Source organism: Aquimarina algicola (assembly GCF_006443095.1).
Classification (GTDB): domain Bacteria; phylum Bacteroidota; class Bacteroidia; order Flavobacteriales; family Flavobacteriaceae; genus Aquimarina; species Aquimarina algicola.
Map to the genome: position 1 here is coordinate 272,297 of NZ_VFWZ01000001.1, position 17,170 is coordinate 289,466.

Consider the following 17,170-nt stretch of genomic DNA (forward strand, 5'->3'; position numbering starts at 1 on the left):
TTAAACCAATTCTCGCCTCAGCTCATTCAAAGTAATATTACTATTGATCAAACGACTTATCACTTCTTCACGAAATTCTTCCAGATCCTCATAATCATAGTATTTTGCCCATTTATGAGTTTCTAAAAGGTTCTTGATCTGTTTGATCAGTTTTCGTGTAGCATCTGCAGATCTCAAGACAGCTATTTCATCATAATCTGGATTATCCTTATGCATATAGCTCACTTTTTTGGACTCAAAATCGACAGCTATGTAATAAGCATCAACTTCGGGATCAAGATTTTCTCTAAAATCTATCCAATCGGCATATCCTAATCGTAGATCATCTATTTCTGCCGGAAAATCAGAAATCAATCTCCATTGGCATTTTGCAGCTCTCCCCCAATGGTTTGATAATCGATATACGCCATGTTTTGTATAATAATATGTGCTACCGGATTCGCTACGATAATTAGGTTTTCTTCTTGAGATCTCTCGCAGTGAAGCTCCTCTGAATACACAATATGTTTTATTAAAAAAATTGTACCTGGTGTACGTCTTTTTTTGTTCTTTTTCCTGATTTTCCAATACCTTACTTTTTTCCGGGAGCAAATAAATTACATTTTTTTCAGAAAGTAAAACCAAGTTTTTAACAACGCTTTAATACAAATTAATTTTATGGGTTCTGTACTCCTTAAAAAATCATATTTATCATTGTTGATAAAGTAGCCTAAACTAGATTTCAAAGGCTGAGAAATTATGTTTAAGTTACTCTTTGTTTATCTATTTTATCTTTGTGTAAATAATTCAAAAACAATAATAAAAGGTTCTTTTTTTAGATAATTTTAAGTCATTATTAACTAATATCTTAAAAATTACACAAATGAAAAATTCAATTTTCACTCTGGGGCTATTTGCTTGTTTATCAATTGTATTTGTTGGATGTCAAAACAATGAATCTGAAGTTCCCGAAACTCAAGAATTACAAAACTTTACGATCCAAGAGGCAAAAGAACAATTTGTAGAAGTTAAAGATGTATCCAATACTCCTGAAACGTCTGTATTACTAGAAGAACTTATTTCAAGTTCACAAAACCCTGTAAATGCAAAAAGGGTTGGTTGCGTACTTGATAGTGATATCGGTTGTGGTAGTGATGCTGCCGCAGAAATCGAAGAATATATCAATACGTCTAATTGTATTGCTTACAACAGAGGCACTCTTATTTTTCCTGTAGAGGCAGAACAATTTACATATAGTTATTCATATTATGTAGATAGTGATTCTGATATCAATATGGATTTGTATCAGTTTCAATTTGATGCTCATGTAGCGGATATACAAAATAGAATCTCTCCTAAGAAAATAGCATTTATAAGTGCTGTAGCCTCTAATCGATGTGGCGGAAGAGGTTTTAAAGTATCTAATGTAACCTATACAGTGATTTTAGGTAACTAATTAGTAATAAGTAGTATTTATAAAAGAGGCTGTTTAAAAATACTTTTGGATAGCCTTTTTTAGATATATAACACAAAATCATATCATTTTTACTCGATAATCGAGATTTAAATGCTTTACGGCTTGCCTCGAAATCAAAAGTAAATTCCATTCGAATGCCTCGTGAGCTTGCTCTGAGGTCCTTTACTCCCACAAATTATGTGATATAAGTATAGTAAACAGATCAAAACCAGCAGAGTATGATTGAGTTAGCAAAAAATACTGAAAATTGTGAATATTTATTTCATCTTACCGTTAATAAAGCTTAGTATAACCTATATATTTGCCCCCTTTAAAAAAGTAAAATATGAGCGCAATTTGGTATGAATGCAAAATAAAATATCGAAAAATAGACGAATCTGGTGCACAAAAAATGGTTACAGAACCTTACCTTGTTGATGCTGTGTCTTATACAGAAGCTGAATCCAGGATCAATGAAGAAATGTCTGCATATATCAGTGATGAATTTAAAATCACAAATATAAAGGTAGCCAATTTTGCAGAGATACATCCTTTTGAAAATTCTGATCGTTGGTTCAAATCCAAAGTTTCGTTAATTGCTTATGACGAAGAAAGTGGTAAAGAAAGAAAATCGAGCATGTATTTGCTTATACAAGCCAATGATGTAAAAGAGGCTTTTGATAATACAAATACGGCGATGCATGGTACGATGGGTGATTATACGATTCCTGCAATTTCAGAATCTCCTATTATGGATGTATTTCCATATTTTTCTGGTGAAGAAGACGATTTGAAAAAAATAGAGAAATTTAATGCTCTCAAAGATTCTATTCCTGCTCCTGCAGAAGAAGAGAGTGAAATAGAAAATACAATTATAGAGGATGAAGATACAATAACTTCTGAAGAAATATTAGAGGACAAAGATGATGGATTACAGTATTCTGAGGATGAAGAAGAGAACTATCGTATTGAAACTTTTGAGGAAGAGTAAATAACTCAAAATACGAGAGTATAATGCACTCTCATTAAAAAAATAAAGCCTTATTTTTTATGAATTCTGAGTCTAGATCAAAAAAATAAGGCTTTATATAAGATATTGATATCTCTAAACCACTTTACTCTCCTCCCCTAATATGCTCTTTATTTTTTCAACAACCTCTTGTTCCATTGCTTTTTGTTTTTCTTTTTTCATAAAAATGTATAGCCCTATTGGGGTAAAAAGGAGTAAAAAAATAATGGCCATATCATAATTGGTTTGGGTAGTAACTGTTCCTTTTTTGGCATTTACATTGATTTTGACATTGCCCGTTAAGGTAAAACCACTTGTTCTTACTTGTAATCCTCCAAATCCTGTTTGTATTTTATAATTAGGAAATTCTTCTTTTAGTTTTTCTATGAATTCTTCTTTATTAAAAGGTTCGAAATTTAATTTTATCATTTTTATTTTCTTAAATAATTCAGTTTTATGAATCTAGTTTATAGATAGTTTTTTCCTTTTTATACTTTTCCTGTATATACCAAAACAAGCTAACACAGGTATTGACTTATTTTTCAAAATAACTGAATTTCATATAAAACTTTGTACAAATTATGACGCTACAGGTACCAATTTATAAGTTGGGGCTAAAAAAAATTAAGTACTGGCATATAGGAAACCGAAAAGAACGTTTCAAGACCTTTCTTCGCATAAAAAACATCGATATAAAACTTTAAAATTGAGTTCCCGAATGCAGGAAACTGAAAAGAACGTTTCAAAACCTTTCTCCCGCACAAAAACATCGATAAAAAATTTTATTTCGTTTTTATCTCAGTAATCTTTTCTTCTACATCGGCTATTTTTTTACTCCAGTATATCTGAGCCTCGGTAGAATTATATTCAGGACTGTTTTTGGTTCCTATTTTTACCTTTTTAGGAACCTGATTAAAAAATGCTCTATTGTAATGTTGGTCACGAGCAATTTCACTTTGTGTCTTTGGATTTTCTTTTCTATTTATCCAAAAAAACTGATGTTTTTGATAAGCTTCTTTGATTTTTGATAAGTGATTTATCAGGGCTTCTTTATTGTTTGGTATATATCCTGGACCAGTACAACCACAGGAATGAAATGTAATCCCTACTGTATAAAGATTGGCTATATGTTTCCAAGCTTTTATATCTTGTTTTTTGGGCGCTTCAAAGTCTAAGCCCATATCTGCCATAGGAGCATTACATTCTGTGCATTTGGCAGTAGTTTCGATAAGATCTTTAGAATCCCCACCCTTTATATCCCTTAATAGCTTTCTTTTGAAAGTTTTTCTACAGGAGAAACAAGCATAATGAGATTTGTATGCAGTAGCATATCTACACATATCATTTATCTTTTATAATTTTACTTGATCATAGAGATGTAAATGCTCCGAAATTTACCACAAGGTATTTTACTTATCATTCTCTTCTTTTTTCTTAATAAATACTCTTGGGTCAAAGTTCTTGGTATGAATGATAATGGTATCTCCAGTAATTTTACCATTATAATCTCTGGTGTTATACCTAACTCCTATATCCCATCGTTGATTTTTCTTATTTTTATAAAGTGGACTTATCGGTTTTTTATAAAAGATTGAATCGTTGACATGTAGACTAAAAGAAATTGTATCCTCACCAATATCAATTTTATCTATCTGAGTCTTGAAAAACCCCGGATGATATCCTTCTCTTACTTCATCAAAATCATCACTCGTACCATAATAAAATGCATTTCCATTCTTAAACTCAAGATAATGGTTTTCAATCAAATACTTTGTGTTGTGTTCATAGACGTATTGGTAAATTCCTGATAATTTGATTGATTGATCAATTTTGGGTTCGTTAACAGCAATAAGCTTGTCTCTTTTTTCTTGAGTACAAGCGTTTAATAAGATGACCAGAAGTATGAATAATAATTTTTTCATAGGGTTTGGAAAGCACTAATAATTTCAAGTTTTTGTTTTTACTTTTAAAGTTATATCTAACTTTTGTTCAATTCTATATTAAAAACAAATAAAAGAATTTAAGGTTGATAAAAGACATTTTTCTTGTAGATTTTAACTTAATTGAATAGTCTTCAACAAGCTCAAACTGACGACTCAATTTATTTAATCAGAGTATTTATTTCTTGCTTCTTTACTCTTTATCTCTTCTTTGTATTTACTTCCATTTCCAGTTTAACTCTTTAGCATATTCAATTTTTAATTGTTCTGATAATGCTTCTAGTTTTGCTTTTATAACATCTGTATTTTCGAATGCAGATTTAGGAATAATCAGTGTGCCTTTTGATCTACTTTTTAACAAATAATGACTTGATAGTTCAATCACTTTTTCTAAAGAAGAATATTTGATTTTAGCTTCTCCTGTATCATCAATAATTTGAAAATCATCTTCATTAAACTGAACGTTGTACTCTTTACCAAATCGTTCTACATAATGTTCATCGACATATTCTGACAATCTTCTTTTTAATGCTCTTTTGCGAAAGAATGGGAACATTAAGATGATCAAAACAGAAAAAATAGCAGAAAAATAAACTAAAAATATTTCGTCGATTAAATAAAACACAGAAGTAAATGATGTAAAACCTACAATTAATGCTATTTGGCCATTTAATGCATTTCTCTTTATTGTTTTAGAATGATTAGCACTATATAATTGATGGAACAAAAAATCTTCTTTGGTTAATTTATACTTTAAATTCATTAAAGTTTGTTTAATTGATACATTACTTGTTTTTAATTTAAACTCTTATGATTCTTACCATCACAACAAAGTCAATTTTTGTGCGATCAAATTCTAATTGAACCTTTCCGTTCTCATCTTCTTTTTCTGCGTTTCCAAACATGGATATTTCTAATATATAATATGGATCTATGGCTATCAACTCTGGGGGGGTAATATTTCCTCTCTTACCACCAGAGGGCTCCCAACCACAGCAAACAAATTCGAGTTTCCCAATATTATATTTCTCAATTAAGAATTCTTCAACTTCTTCTGAGTATTTCCCTTCTACTTTATATTCAGCTACAAGTATAGTTTGTCCTTTTCCTTCTTTACATGATATAAAATCGAGGTGTTGTGGTTTTTCACCATATTTTTCTAATAAATCTCCACATTCTAGGTGTTGACTTTTACAAGAATTGAAAAAAAAGAAGCTAATTGTAATTAGGATATATTTGATCATGGTTTAAATTAAATCGAGCTCTTCAATATTTTCTTAGAAATCTAATATAATCGATTTTCGTAAATAAATTTTAGGTCAAATCCAAGGGTATTAGTAATCCTAAAACTACCATTTTCATCCTTTTTTTCTTTTAATTCAAAAGTGATTACTCCTTCTTCATTAAATGCTTCTATTATAATCTCGTTATTTTCTTGTTTTATAAGCATTTTGTTGCTTTTGGTGTATCCATATCGATTTTCGTTAATTAAAACAGATCCACTTTGTAATCTTCCGTTTTTGAACTTAGCAACATGTATAGGATTCCCTTTTTTGTCATATCGGGTTACTTCTCCATGTAAGTTTCCACTATTTAACTGATATGTATATTTTACCTGTTTACTATTTTTGAAATAAGAAGTTACCTTTTTTTGAACATCATCTATATAAATGGCTTCGTATAGATTACCGTTCTTAATTATTATTTCTTTTTGAACTTTTCCTTCTTTGTAGTATTTTTCTGTTTTATCAATTTTTGAACCATATTGTATCACTTCTTTGCCTTCGTATGGTAAATCGTTTTTGTATAACAAAGAGCTAGCTACTGTACCATCAGGATTGAAATATGTAGTTTTTCCTTCTCGTTTTCCTGCTTTGTGTTGTTCTACAGTTTTTTTGTTTCCGTTATAGTCGAATACTATAAATTCGCCTTCTTTCTGATCATTTTTATAAAAACCTGAGCTCAAAACTTTACCATTGTAATCAAGTTGTTGAAAGAGTCCTTCTCGTTTTCCTTCTTTGATCGTAAATAGTTCTCGTGTTTTGTTATTGAACACGCTGCCTTGCCATGGTTTACCATTTTTGAAAGTAGCTTCTGCTATCACTTGCCCATCTTTATTGTAAAAAATAGCTTTTTTATTAATATCAGAATCTTCTACTAATGTATATGTATCTTGTTTTTTTCTTGAATTATAGCTTTTTATATACTCTTTACGTTTGACCAATTTGCCATCTTTTCTTTCTTCATAAACTTTAATTTGATCAGAATCATAGAAATATTTAATTAAAATTCCTTCTTTGTTTGCATGATCATAACTACCTATCTCTTTACCATTGCGATCAAAGTAAATCTCTTTTTTTGGCGAATATCCTGAGTAGATAATTTCGTTTCGTTTGCGATCTACATCATGATAATATTCGATCTTTTTGGTGGTATTTCTAGAGATAATATCATAGAAGTTCTCTTCTTTACCAATCTTGGTACTATCATCATAAAAGTATCTAATGTTTATTTCATGTATCAATACACCTTCTTTATACTCTGAAATACGGGATAGTTTCCCTTTATAGTCTATTCTATATTCTTTTCCTTCTAGTGGAGAAAAATAATCTTGTTTTTTTGAAGTCACCTCTCCCATTTTTGCTCCACTGGGATCATAAAAAGTAGCTTTGTAATTTTCGTATATTTTAAAAGGTATTGTAGTTTCTGGATAATAATTAACTTCTTTTACTAGTTTACCTTCTTTAAAAACCTCTTTTCTATCCTTGTTGATAAGTGTTCCTTCATAAGGTCTGTATCCATCATAGGTAATTCTAGCAATTTCATCTCCTTTTTTGTTGTAGCTAATCTCTAGAGATTTTTGTCCATTTTTATATTCAATTTTAGATTTTAGCTGTTGATTTTCATGATAGTATTCGGCTGCAATTATTTTTCCATCTTTATCATAATCAGATGTAGAATATACCAACGATATTTCTTCTAATTTAAAGTTAGAGTAAAATCTAATTTTGGTTCCATCATAATATGTATAAGCACCGTCTTCTAGTGACACAAATACAGAACCTTTGGTATTACCATTTTCATCATAATAGACAATTTTTGGGGTATCCCCATTTATATATTCTTCTCGTAACTTGCCATTTGGGTGATATAGTGCCAATACGTTTCTATGTCGTGAGTTCAAATCAAGAATCTTTTTAACTCTCATTGGATTATAGTAGTATTGCACTTCTACCCCTTTATCTTTTGAATTAATGTTATCAAATACTTTTGTCCCGATAAGATTTCCTTTGCCATCATAAGACATCGTTTTGACAGGTCTTTGCTGCTGATCATAATAGCGTTCTATTCTAATCCCTTCTAAACTCTGATCATAAGCTACTTCTACCAAAAGGGTATCTTCCTTTTTCATTAACCAATTGTATCGTTGTGATATCATGTTTACCTGTCCCGAAGTTAACCTTCCTTTTGTATACAGGCCTTTTAATTTTTGATCTTTGTAGAAAGAGATGGCTTCTCCTTCTAACCTATTATCTACATATGTGAAGATTTGTAACAGTTTCCCATTTTCATCATACCATTTTGTTTTTCCTTGCCAAAAATCTTTGTCTTCATATTGAGATGTTCCTTCCATCTGCAAAGTACCATTACTGTAAAAGTCTCTGATAAGATATAAATCATCTTTTTTTACAATGGGTGGTCGATAATAAGCGGCTTGTTTTTTTGTAGAAACTTTCCAGGTTGCATCATACCAGATCGTATCTCTTTGAGCCATTAGATTATGTAAACTATTTACTAATAATAAAATAACAATGCTTAGTTGTTTGTGATTGATCATTGAAAATCTATTTTGTGAATTTATTTTCCCTTTTTTTATGCTAAAGTAATCATGAATAGAGATATAACGCCCCCTGTTTTCAGGGTTTTTGATGATACTGGAAATTAATATTGTAGCTTATTAATACAATTTTTTAGCTATGATTATGATAATGAGAACGTTTCAAGTTATATATAAAATAAAAAGATTACTCATTACAAGTAACTTAGACCTCTAAATTTAATATTTTCTTCAAAAATTATTTGAATATCTATAATCTGCGTACTTTAGTATACATAGAGAGTAACAATATTCTATTAGGGGATTATTTTATAAAACTCGTTGATTTTAAGCACTTTTATCGCCTTCTGTAGTTATATCAATGTCATGAGTCAATTTTTTTGCCCATATGATAGCATCTTCAAGATTATCAAAATTTTGAAAGCTATTACGCATAAATAATTTTTCAAGTAGAGAGGTCAATAATCCTTTTTGGGTATAACTCACGATGGCATAACCTCTTAATCTGAAGTTATTTCTAAAAAACTTAATCCAATCACTTGGTTTTACAGAATAGGAATGCACGCGATTTGAAATATAAACTACGTTTTCTCCATTGTGGTCATAGAGGTCAGTTAATTCTTCTACAATTGGTTTTGCATGCTCATCCCACGTGTATACGATATCCTCCTTAATCTCTGCTACGATAAAAGTATCAAACAGGTAATAGGTACCGCATGAATAATGTTTTTCGTGTATTGCATCCTTATAAAAAGGAGTGTCTTTAATAAATCCCATATTACTTTTGTATCCCTCCGAAACACTCCCAAAAAATTCTTGAACTATATTCGGACCCACTTAAGTATTTCAATATACTAATTAATTCATAATTATAAATTTTATATTTTGATTATGAAACAAAAAACTAAAGTATTTTATTTTGTTTTATTATTGTTGTGAAAATTAGGTGATCTAAAAGAGAACTATTCATTGTCAAATTAAGCTTATTGAAGTTTTTAATCACTTGAATTGTAATATGTCTTCGACAAGCTCAGGCTAACAAGATTTCTTTTTTTTCAGCTCTTTAGCTTTTTAATTTTCTAATACATAAAGAGCCAAATTATAGTAAAATTGTTATGTAGAATTTCTTAAAGTAGTTTACTGTAATTGAATTATTAAAAAATGGTTTATAGGAATTTTACTATTTTTAATGGATCATCAAAAAAGTAAAAACAACATATTTGTAAAATTGTTATATAATTAAAGAATACACACTAAACAAATGAAAAGAAAAATTACCCGAATGCGAATTGGTGAAGGAAGAATTAGCGGAGCTATCTCGATATTTCTTGGTTCATTATCTCTAGTTGGAATATTGTGTTTTAAGTTTCCGGAGCAATTAACAACACCCGAATTTCGTGAAGTATATACGGCAAGTATGGTCGAGAATCTGATGTTTGGAGCCATTATAGCTACTTTTCTCTTTGCTTTGGTTAGTATATTACTCAATAAAAACAAAACAAATGCTGTAATTGGAATTTGCCTGGGAGTATTGACAATAGTTTTTGGTGGCTTTACAGTAGAAGGTCGAGCAGTAGAAAAAGTAGAATGGAGCGTTGGATTAGATTGGCTAATTTTGGACTTATTTATAATGGCGTTATTGTTTGTCCCTATAGAACTTGCTTTTCCCAAAAATAAATTACAATCCAAATTTCATGAAGAATGGAGGACTGATCTTATTTATTTTGGGATAAGTCATCTTGCGATTCAGTTATTTGGAGTAATTACCAAAAAACCAGCTGTTGCCTTTTTTGGTTGGATGAATCTGGAACAAGTTCATATATGGGTATCAGAATTACCGTTTGTAATTGAGTTGTTCTTAGCATTATTTATAACAGATGTATTTCAGTATTGGGCACATAGATTTTTTCATTCACATCACTATCTATGGAGGTTTCATTCTATACATCACTCCACGCAAAACATGGATTGGCTTGCAGGTTCGAGGACTCATTTTATAGATATATTCTTTACCAGAAGTATTACCTATATACCGCTTTATGTATTAGGTTTTTCTACACTTACATTCAATGTTTATATATTATTTATTGCTATCCATGCTGTTTTAATTCACGCAAATACGAGAATTAATTTTGGATTTTTAAAATATATTATAACCACGCCTCAATATCATCATTGGCACCATTGCGAAGAACCCGAACATTATGGAAAAAACTTTGCTGTAGTATTTCCTTTTATAGATAAGATTTTTGGAACGTATTACTTACCAGGAAATAAATGGCCCAAAGGTACAGGTTTGGTCGATGCTTCTTTCCCAAAAGGATTTGTCAAACAACTTGTTTTTCCGTTTACCAAAAATCCTTTCAAAAATGATTTATTACCAGAAGAAAGAAGTAAACGTTGATTACGTTTTTACTTAATTAAAAGAATAATTATAGTCTATCTAAAACAGAGTAATGAGTTTTTTTAAAAAGATATTCTCTTCAAAAGAAAAAGAATTTCAAAAGGCTGATATTTTACTTGAACAAAAATCCCCCTGTTGCCCAATAACAGCAATAGTTGAACAAGACAATCGAGTAGCACACTTTTATTTATGGGGTCCTGAAAATTCAAATTTTGGTGTAAAATCTTGTTGGATACGTAATTTGAAAGATGCTCCCAAAGCATTAGAAATCGAATTAATGGATAAAGGCATCCCTCCTATGCTGCCAAAGGAGTTTTGTAAATTTCAAAAAGGACAAGAAAAGCTGAATAAAAATGATTTAGATATCGTTTGGACAGAAGAAGGAGATGCAGCTGCCCTTTTAGTAAAAGATGAAATAATTGCAATCATACCCATCTGGAGTGGTCAAAACGGGTTTCATGGATATGCAAAGGATTGTTTGGGACAAGGAGACTTTGCTTGGGAACTTACAGAATCTAATGTTTTTATCGAAAGAATCCATAAGTCTAAAGAGTATTGGAACTCTTGGAATGATGAATTAAATCCATTTCAAATTCTACAACCTTTCATTCTTGATACATACGATGAAATTTTTGGTAAGCATGATCAATATTTTGCAATTGATGGAAATGAATGGCCTCCTAAAGGACTTTACTTAAGGAAAGGAGAGTTTAAAACTATTTTTGCTACTGTAGGTGTTTCTTTATTACCGATGCCTGTAGTTGAAATGTATTCTGAAAATCGTCTTGAATCGAATCGAATTGAACTAGGAATGATTTGTGATTCGGTTTTTTCTGAAAACGATATACAGCAAATAGCAGAATGGATTAGTGGGCAAACTACAATTCCCTGGGGTAATATTACCTTTTTGGGAGAAGGACATACTATTGGTTTTATACCATTACATTCAACAAAATATAATTCTGTACTTCTTACCAATAGACTCGATATCCTACCAAAACCAGAGCTTGGAGATTATCGAGAATCCAAAATCAACTTTTTTTGGATGGTACCAATATCAGAAAATGAAAGAAATGAAATTATGAAGAATGGTAGCGAAGTAATTTTGGAACGACTCAACAAGATAGGAGAAAAATTATTCTCTCTGGATCGAGAAGAAGTATTGTAATAATATGTAATGTTTCTTATAGAGGTTATTGTTCAACCAGATATCTCATAGAACTTGGATAAGAAAAACCATAAAATAGAAAGAGAGTGTTTAAAATGCGGTACTATACAGAGTCTTACTGTTACAAAAAAAGAAGCTGCTTTTGATTTGATTGATTACGATAGAGTTTTAGGTGTAAAATGTCCAAAATGTTTTAATAAGCAATTCTCAATTACTTTCCAAAACGTAACTCTTGATTTGGATATACTCAAAGAATGGTCTCTAGATTCAGAATTATATTTACAAGAACAAGACGAAGAACTCTTATTAGCTGATGAGCTATATTTAGATATAGTTTTAAAAACTTTGGATACTCATAAAATATTAGATCATAAGAGAAATATACTACTAGAGGCTCTATGTATAATTGTCTATGACAATACAATTAAAGAGAACCCGAAAAGAGACGAAGATCTAAAAAATAGGGTAATTTTTGAACTGAATACAAGAATAGAACAATTACGATTAGCTGATGATTGGGTGATGGATTATATCAAAGAGGTTGTATATCCGCAATTGAACACAATGTAAAAACATTACCTTCCGATAAAATCTTCTTTATTTTATAAATTCAAATGGTTCGTAATATTAATTATTGATTCTAAATTAGATCATAAATATTCTTTGGATTTGAGAACCTAAACCCATTTTGAAGATTTAGACTCTCTTTAGACATCATCAATTTATTCTTTTATTGTCAATGTATTACCTGGAATCCAATGTTTATATTCATCTGCATAGTACTGGTATGTGCAACTTGCTGGAGCTTGATACACTCCTGATATATCTGCTTTTAGGTCTAATGAAATAGTTTTAGATTCATTAGGACCAAAACCTCTCCAATAAAAAACAATATAGTTATTGAATATTTCGTAATAGGCTACTTCTTTTCGTTCAAGTATTTCTTTTAACTGCCATGGTTGTGGTGTTGTTCCCGAAGGGATGCCGATGATAGCCATTGGCATGCTCAATCCGGTTTTGGATGTATTTTTTACCATTACTGTCATTCTCACATTATCTCCAACACGATAAGATGGTTTGGTAATTGTAGTTTCTAATTTAAGTTTACATTGTTTAGATGTATCTGGTAAAGGGCTATCCCATTCAACATGCATTTCATAAGGAAATGTAATTTTAGGATTTGTAAAACGTACAGATAACTTTTGTTTTCCTTCTTTGATATAATTTTCAAGATTTTGAATCACAATTTGCCCGTTATCATTTAACTGCAATTGTTGAGTCAGTTTTTTATTATTTAAGATAAGTTCTACTGCTTGGTTTTCTTCAATCCATTTACTTTTTTGAACTTTAGTATAATTAATAAGTGCTTTAAGCGCAGTGGCAGTAGCTTGAGTAGACCCAAAACTCCCATTTTTTCGTTGACTTAGCAAATAATCTATTCCTTTTGTAAGTAGCTCCTCATTTTGATCTTTAGCTTTTAGCAGTGCAAGAATGGTAAATGCTGCGGTCTCTACATTTTTGGAGTTTCCATAAGATCTGGTAATCGTATGTGCTACAGGTAATTCAGCATAACCATACTGTTTTATATTTTTGGTAATTTCCTTTATCAATGTTGCAGCCTTATTAGGTTGTTTAAAATTATAACTTGTTGCTGCTAATAATGCCATTCGGTATGTATCTTTATCTTCGAGGGCTTTGTTATAGGCTTGATTATATTCTTTTTCTATATCCACATTTATACCAGCCTGACTAATTGCATAAACAATATAGGCATTGGCAACATCTTTTGGTGTACTTGTAAAATGACTATATCCTTTAGTACTTTTTTCAAAGCCTCCTTTTCCATCTCTACGACTCATTAACCATTGTACTGTCCTATCGATCATTTTTTGGTCTACTTCAGGATATATTTCTTTCATTTCTGTAAATTCCAATACACCATATGCGGTTAAGGTTTCATGTGGAGGAGTCCCACCAAACCATTCAAATCCACCTTCTTTGGTTTCAAAACCAATCAAGCGTTTGTACCCTTCTTTTATAAACTGAAGAGCCTTTTGCTCGATCTCGGGATTACTTTTTCCTGTTTCTTTTAAATATTGCAATATCAAGATATTAGGATAGGTACTTGAAGAAGTTTGCTCAAAACAGCCATAAGGTCTTCTAATCAACGATTCTATACCATTCATCACATCACCAACAATATCGGTATAGATGGTGAAGTTTGCTGTTAGACTATTCTTTACAACAGCATTAACATCAAAGGTATACGATTGGTTTGTAGCACCTGAAATAGAAACCTCTGTTGGAAAATCAGGGCTAATTAAGGCCACTTCTTTTTTTACAATATCTTGATAAGATGCACCTTTTACAGATACTGTAATCATTTTTTCTTCTGAAATTACAGTTGGTAGCACTGATACTAGTATTTTTTTTGAGCTTTTGGGTGCCAAATCAACTCCTTTTTCTATAGGGTTAATCAATTCTATACCTTTTGGCAGAACAAGGTTTATAGAGGCTTGTATAGATTGGTTTGACTCATTTTTAATTGTTATTGGTAACAAAACAGTATCACGCAATGCCATATAATTTGGAGTTTTGACATCTATTGATAAAAGTTTTTTGGTACTATAATCCTTTTCAGTACGCCCTACTAGTCCATTAAAGCCGATTCCCTCTGCAATAACCTTAAACGATGTAATAGCATCAGAGTTATAAAACGATAAAGAAGCTTCTCCTTTATCATCTGTTTGAACAATAGGGTTCCAGTATATGGTTTGTCTAAAATCGGTACGCTCTTGAGATATATTGGTATTGTCATATACAGGAGCATAAAATTCCTTAGGTGTATAATTAACTAAAGATCGTTGCTTATAAATATTCTGATACGTATAATTATTAAATGTTGGGTTATTCAATGTTTTCTTCCCCCAGTTGTTAATAAAACCTTTGTTTTTGGAGTTGATCACAATGACCCCATTGGCTCCTCTGGTACCATAGAGTGCGGTAGCAGAAGCATCTTTTAATATAGTTATAGATTCTATTCTATCAGGATCCAATTGCTGTAATGATGTTTGATTTGCGACGATCCCATCAACAACATATAAGGGTTGATTGTTACCCGAAACACTACTGATACCTCGTATGCTGATTTGGGATGTATTTCCTACATTACCATTTGCTCTAGTAATCTCTACTCCTGTAACTCTGCCTTGTAGCATCTGAGATACTGAAGAAGCTGGTTGTATTTCTTCTGTTTTTAATATTACAATACTACTATTGGTAGCTATCTTTTGTTGTGTAGAATATGCCGCTACAATCACCTCTTCTAAGGCGGCTGCTTCACTTTCTGCCAAAGATAAAGGCGCTATTTTTCCTTTTTTAGCAATCTTCTTCTTGTTCAATGATGGTTTTATATTCTCTAAAGCTGCTATTTCTGCTTTTTTAGCAATCTTTTTCTTCAATGGTGGTTTTATATCTTCAAAACGCTCAATAACTATACTATTATCCTTATCATCATTGATATAAGTCGTTGACTTTTTTTCTACATCATATCCTTTTTGTAATACGGTTCGGTTGATATATACTTTTTTACCATTATCTGTATAGGCAACCAATATATATGAATTGGATTGCCCTAATTTATATGCATATTCTCCTTTATCATTAGTATCAAAAACCAATACCTTGTTTCCATTTTCATCAAATAAAAGCAAGTGAGCTTTTACAGGTTTGCCTTGTGCGTTTACAACAACCCCTTTATGCACTTCTTCACGTTCAGGAAGATAAGACGCATTTTCTTGAGTTATCATTTGTGTTGAGAGATAATTCCTCCATCCATGAGTAAGCATTACATAATCAAGTGCTTTTGATGCTTTAGGTTCTTTTGGATCAAAATAAAAAACCGGTTTGTGTATATTGCCTTTTAGTTCTGATGACATCAAGAAATAGGACAAGATATGGTCTTGTTTGTCGTCTGCGAGCGAAAGTAATTTATTATCCGCTACTGCTATCGATAAATTAGCAGGTATAGGTACTCCTACTGCATCAGTGGTTTTTATATTTATGTTTACTTTCTCTCTAGTTTGATAAATTTCTTTATCAGTATTTACTTCTACTTTAAGCTGTTTATGAGTATTTAAAAAAACTAACCGTTCTGCAACAGGGGCATCTTTTGAATCAAAAATTGTAAACTGTGTAATCCCAATAGGAAAATCATGTATTGGTATCTGTATCGTGTTTTGGTCTTTATTTATTGTACGAGACCACAAGGTCTTTGTTGGAGTTGAGATTTCTAATCGTAATGAAGTGTTTAATGTAGAAAATAATTGTAGTGTTGCATTAACACTATCTACCACTGTAGAGAAACGAACTCCCTGGTCATGCACTTTTGGGAGTTTAATTTTTTGTTCTGAAGTAAATGGTGCTTTGATTTGAGCATAATATGTAGTATTTGATAAAGCAGGTAGGTCAAAACCGCCCATACCATCATGATAGCTGGTAAAATTCGCTAAAACGTTTCCTGAAGCATCTGTAATATTACCTGAAATATCTACTGGTTTGCCAAACTCATTTACAGCTTTAAAGGCTACTTGATTTGTTGTTCCTGCTATGAGTTTTCCACTTTCGGGAAAAAACTGAAGATCTATAGTATCTAATACTACAGGTACACTACGAGAAATTGATTCTGTAGTACCATTATGAGGAAGTAATATAGTCAATACAACATCTATAGTAGACAAATCTTTAGGTAGTGTAAAAATTGGATTCGCTTTTCCGTTGGTATCAGTGATAGTTGTATCGGTAAATATTTTTTCTCCCTTTACAGCAACTTCATAGGTGATTTCTTGATTTGCTATAGGATTATTTTTAAGGTCTTTTGCTTCAAAATTGGCAGTAACCTCTGAGGATTTTCCATAACCTTCTCTTTCAAATTTAAGTGTTAGTAATGCCTCTGGTTTGATGATTTTCTGAATGGTTATTTTTTTCGTAAAAAAAGAGGATTCACCATAATTATACATCCAGTTGGTGTACATTTTGAGCGTGTAGATCCCTCCTACCCAATCATATTGAGTATCAAAGTTACCATATGCATATCCATGATTGACTGCTATTTTTAATCGTTTTACTATGGTTCCTTTGGGAGAGATAAGTTCTGCATACATAGCATCACTTAGAGTAGTTATAGTATGACTTTCATCAACAACATATGATTTGAACCATATCGTTTCTCCCGGAAAATAAAATGGTCTATCAGTTTGAGTATAAATATCCTCGACCAACCTATGGTTTTTATCATAATTAATAAAAGAGATAGTAATCATGCACATTACTATTACCAATAGTATTCTTTTTATTTTATGTATATATAATTGCATA

13 protein-coding genes and 1 pseudogene are annotated in these 17,170 nt (G+C 31.2%); 5 read left to right on the forward strand and 9 right to left on the reverse strand.

The features are described from left to right. Positions 1-591, reverse strand: coding sequence for a hypothetical protein (locus tag FHK87_RS01255; protein ID WP_226293969.1), 591 nt, complete (start codon positions 589-591; stop codon positions 1-3). 271 nt (positions 592-862) lie between these two features. Between FHK87_RS01255 and FHK87_RS01260 the strand changes: the two genes are divergently transcribed. Beyond that, on the forward strand, positions 863-1,435 hold the full coding sequence (locus tag FHK87_RS01260) for a hypothetical protein (RefSeq protein WP_140588836.1): 573 nt from the start codon (positions 863-865) through the stop codon (positions 1,433-1,435). Positions 1,436-1,781: 346 nt separating this feature from the next. Continuing rightward, a pseudogene (locus FHK87_RS01265) lies at positions 1,782-2,321 on the forward strand (DUF4494 domain-containing protein); the annotation flags it as partial. 219 nt (positions 2,322-2,540) lie between these two features. Here FHK87_RS01265 and FHK87_RS01270 read toward each other — a convergent pair. From FHK87_RS01270 to FHK87_RS01300, 7 genes are all read right to left on the reverse strand, one after another. Continuing rightward, positions 2,541-2,873: a hypothetical protein gene (locus FHK87_RS01270; protein WP_140588841.1), complete on the reverse strand. Its 333-nt coding sequence runs from the start codon at positions 2,871-2,873 to the stop codon at positions 2,541-2,543. A 353-nt stretch (positions 2,874-3,226) separates the two neighbouring features. Then, entirely contained in the window at positions 3,227-3,784 is a 558-nt protein-coding gene (locus FHK87_RS01275; protein ID WP_140588843.1) for a hypothetical protein, read from the reverse strand. A 69-nt stretch (positions 3,785-3,853) separates the two neighbouring features. Then, the gene (locus FHK87_RS01280; RefSeq protein ID WP_140588846.1) at positions 3,854-4,366 is read right to left on the reverse strand and encodes a hypothetical protein; all 513 of its coding nucleotides are present in this window, start codon (positions 4,364-4,366) and stop codon (positions 3,854-3,856) included. 235 nt (positions 4,367-4,601) lie between these two features. After that, a complete protein-coding gene (locus FHK87_RS01285) occupies positions 4,602-5,147 on the reverse strand; it encodes a YcxB family protein (protein ID WP_140588848.1) in 546 nt (181 codons plus the stop codon). A gap of 37 nt (positions 5,148-5,184) precedes the next feature. After that, complete coding sequence (locus tag FHK87_RS01290) at positions 5,185-5,628, reverse strand: DUF4952 domain-containing protein (protein WP_140588850.1); 444 nt, start codon at positions 5,626-5,628, stop codon at positions 5,185-5,187. Positions 5,629-5,669: 41 nt separating this feature from the next. After that, entirely contained in the window at positions 5,670-8,222 is a 2,553-nt protein-coding gene (locus FHK87_RS01295) for a toxin-antitoxin system YwqK family antitoxin (RefSeq protein WP_140588853.1), read from the reverse strand. Positions 8,223-8,549: 327 nt separating this feature from the next. Continuing rightward, positions 8,550-9,059, reverse strand: coding sequence for a hypothetical protein (locus tag FHK87_RS01300; protein WP_226293971.1), 510 nt, complete (start codon positions 9,057-9,059; stop codon positions 8,550-8,552). 424 nt (positions 9,060-9,483) lie between these two features. On the opposite strand from FHK87_RS01300, the gene FHK87_RS01305 reads away from it, so the two are divergent. The 3 genes from FHK87_RS01305 to FHK87_RS01315 are packed head-to-tail and all read left to right on the forward strand — an operon-like array spanning position 9,484 to position 12,364. Further along, a complete protein-coding gene (locus FHK87_RS01305) occupies positions 9,484-10,626 on the forward strand; it encodes a sterol desaturase family protein (protein WP_140588857.1) in 1,143 nt (380 codons plus the stop codon). Positions 10,627-10,678: 52 nt separating this feature from the next. Next, positions 10,679-11,794 (forward strand): suppressor of fused domain protein, encoded by a 1,116-nt coding sequence (locus FHK87_RS01310; RefSeq protein WP_140588859.1) that lies wholly within the window; start codon positions 10,679-10,681, stop codon positions 11,792-11,794. A gap of 54 nt (positions 11,795-11,848) precedes the next feature. Next, positions 11,849-12,364, forward strand: a complete 516-nt coding sequence (locus tag FHK87_RS01315) for a hypothetical protein (protein WP_140588862.1) — start codon at positions 11,849-11,851, stop codon at positions 12,362-12,364. A gap of 152 nt (positions 12,365-12,516) precedes the next feature. On the opposite strand, the gene FHK87_RS01320 is transcribed toward FHK87_RS01315, so the two are convergent. Then, the gene (locus FHK87_RS01320; RefSeq protein WP_140588864.1) at positions 12,517-17,169 is read right to left on the reverse strand and encodes a TonB-dependent receptor plug domain-containing protein; all 4,653 of its coding nucleotides are present in this window, start codon (positions 17,167-17,169) and stop codon (positions 12,517-12,519) included. Position 17,170: the final 1 nt, after the last annotated feature.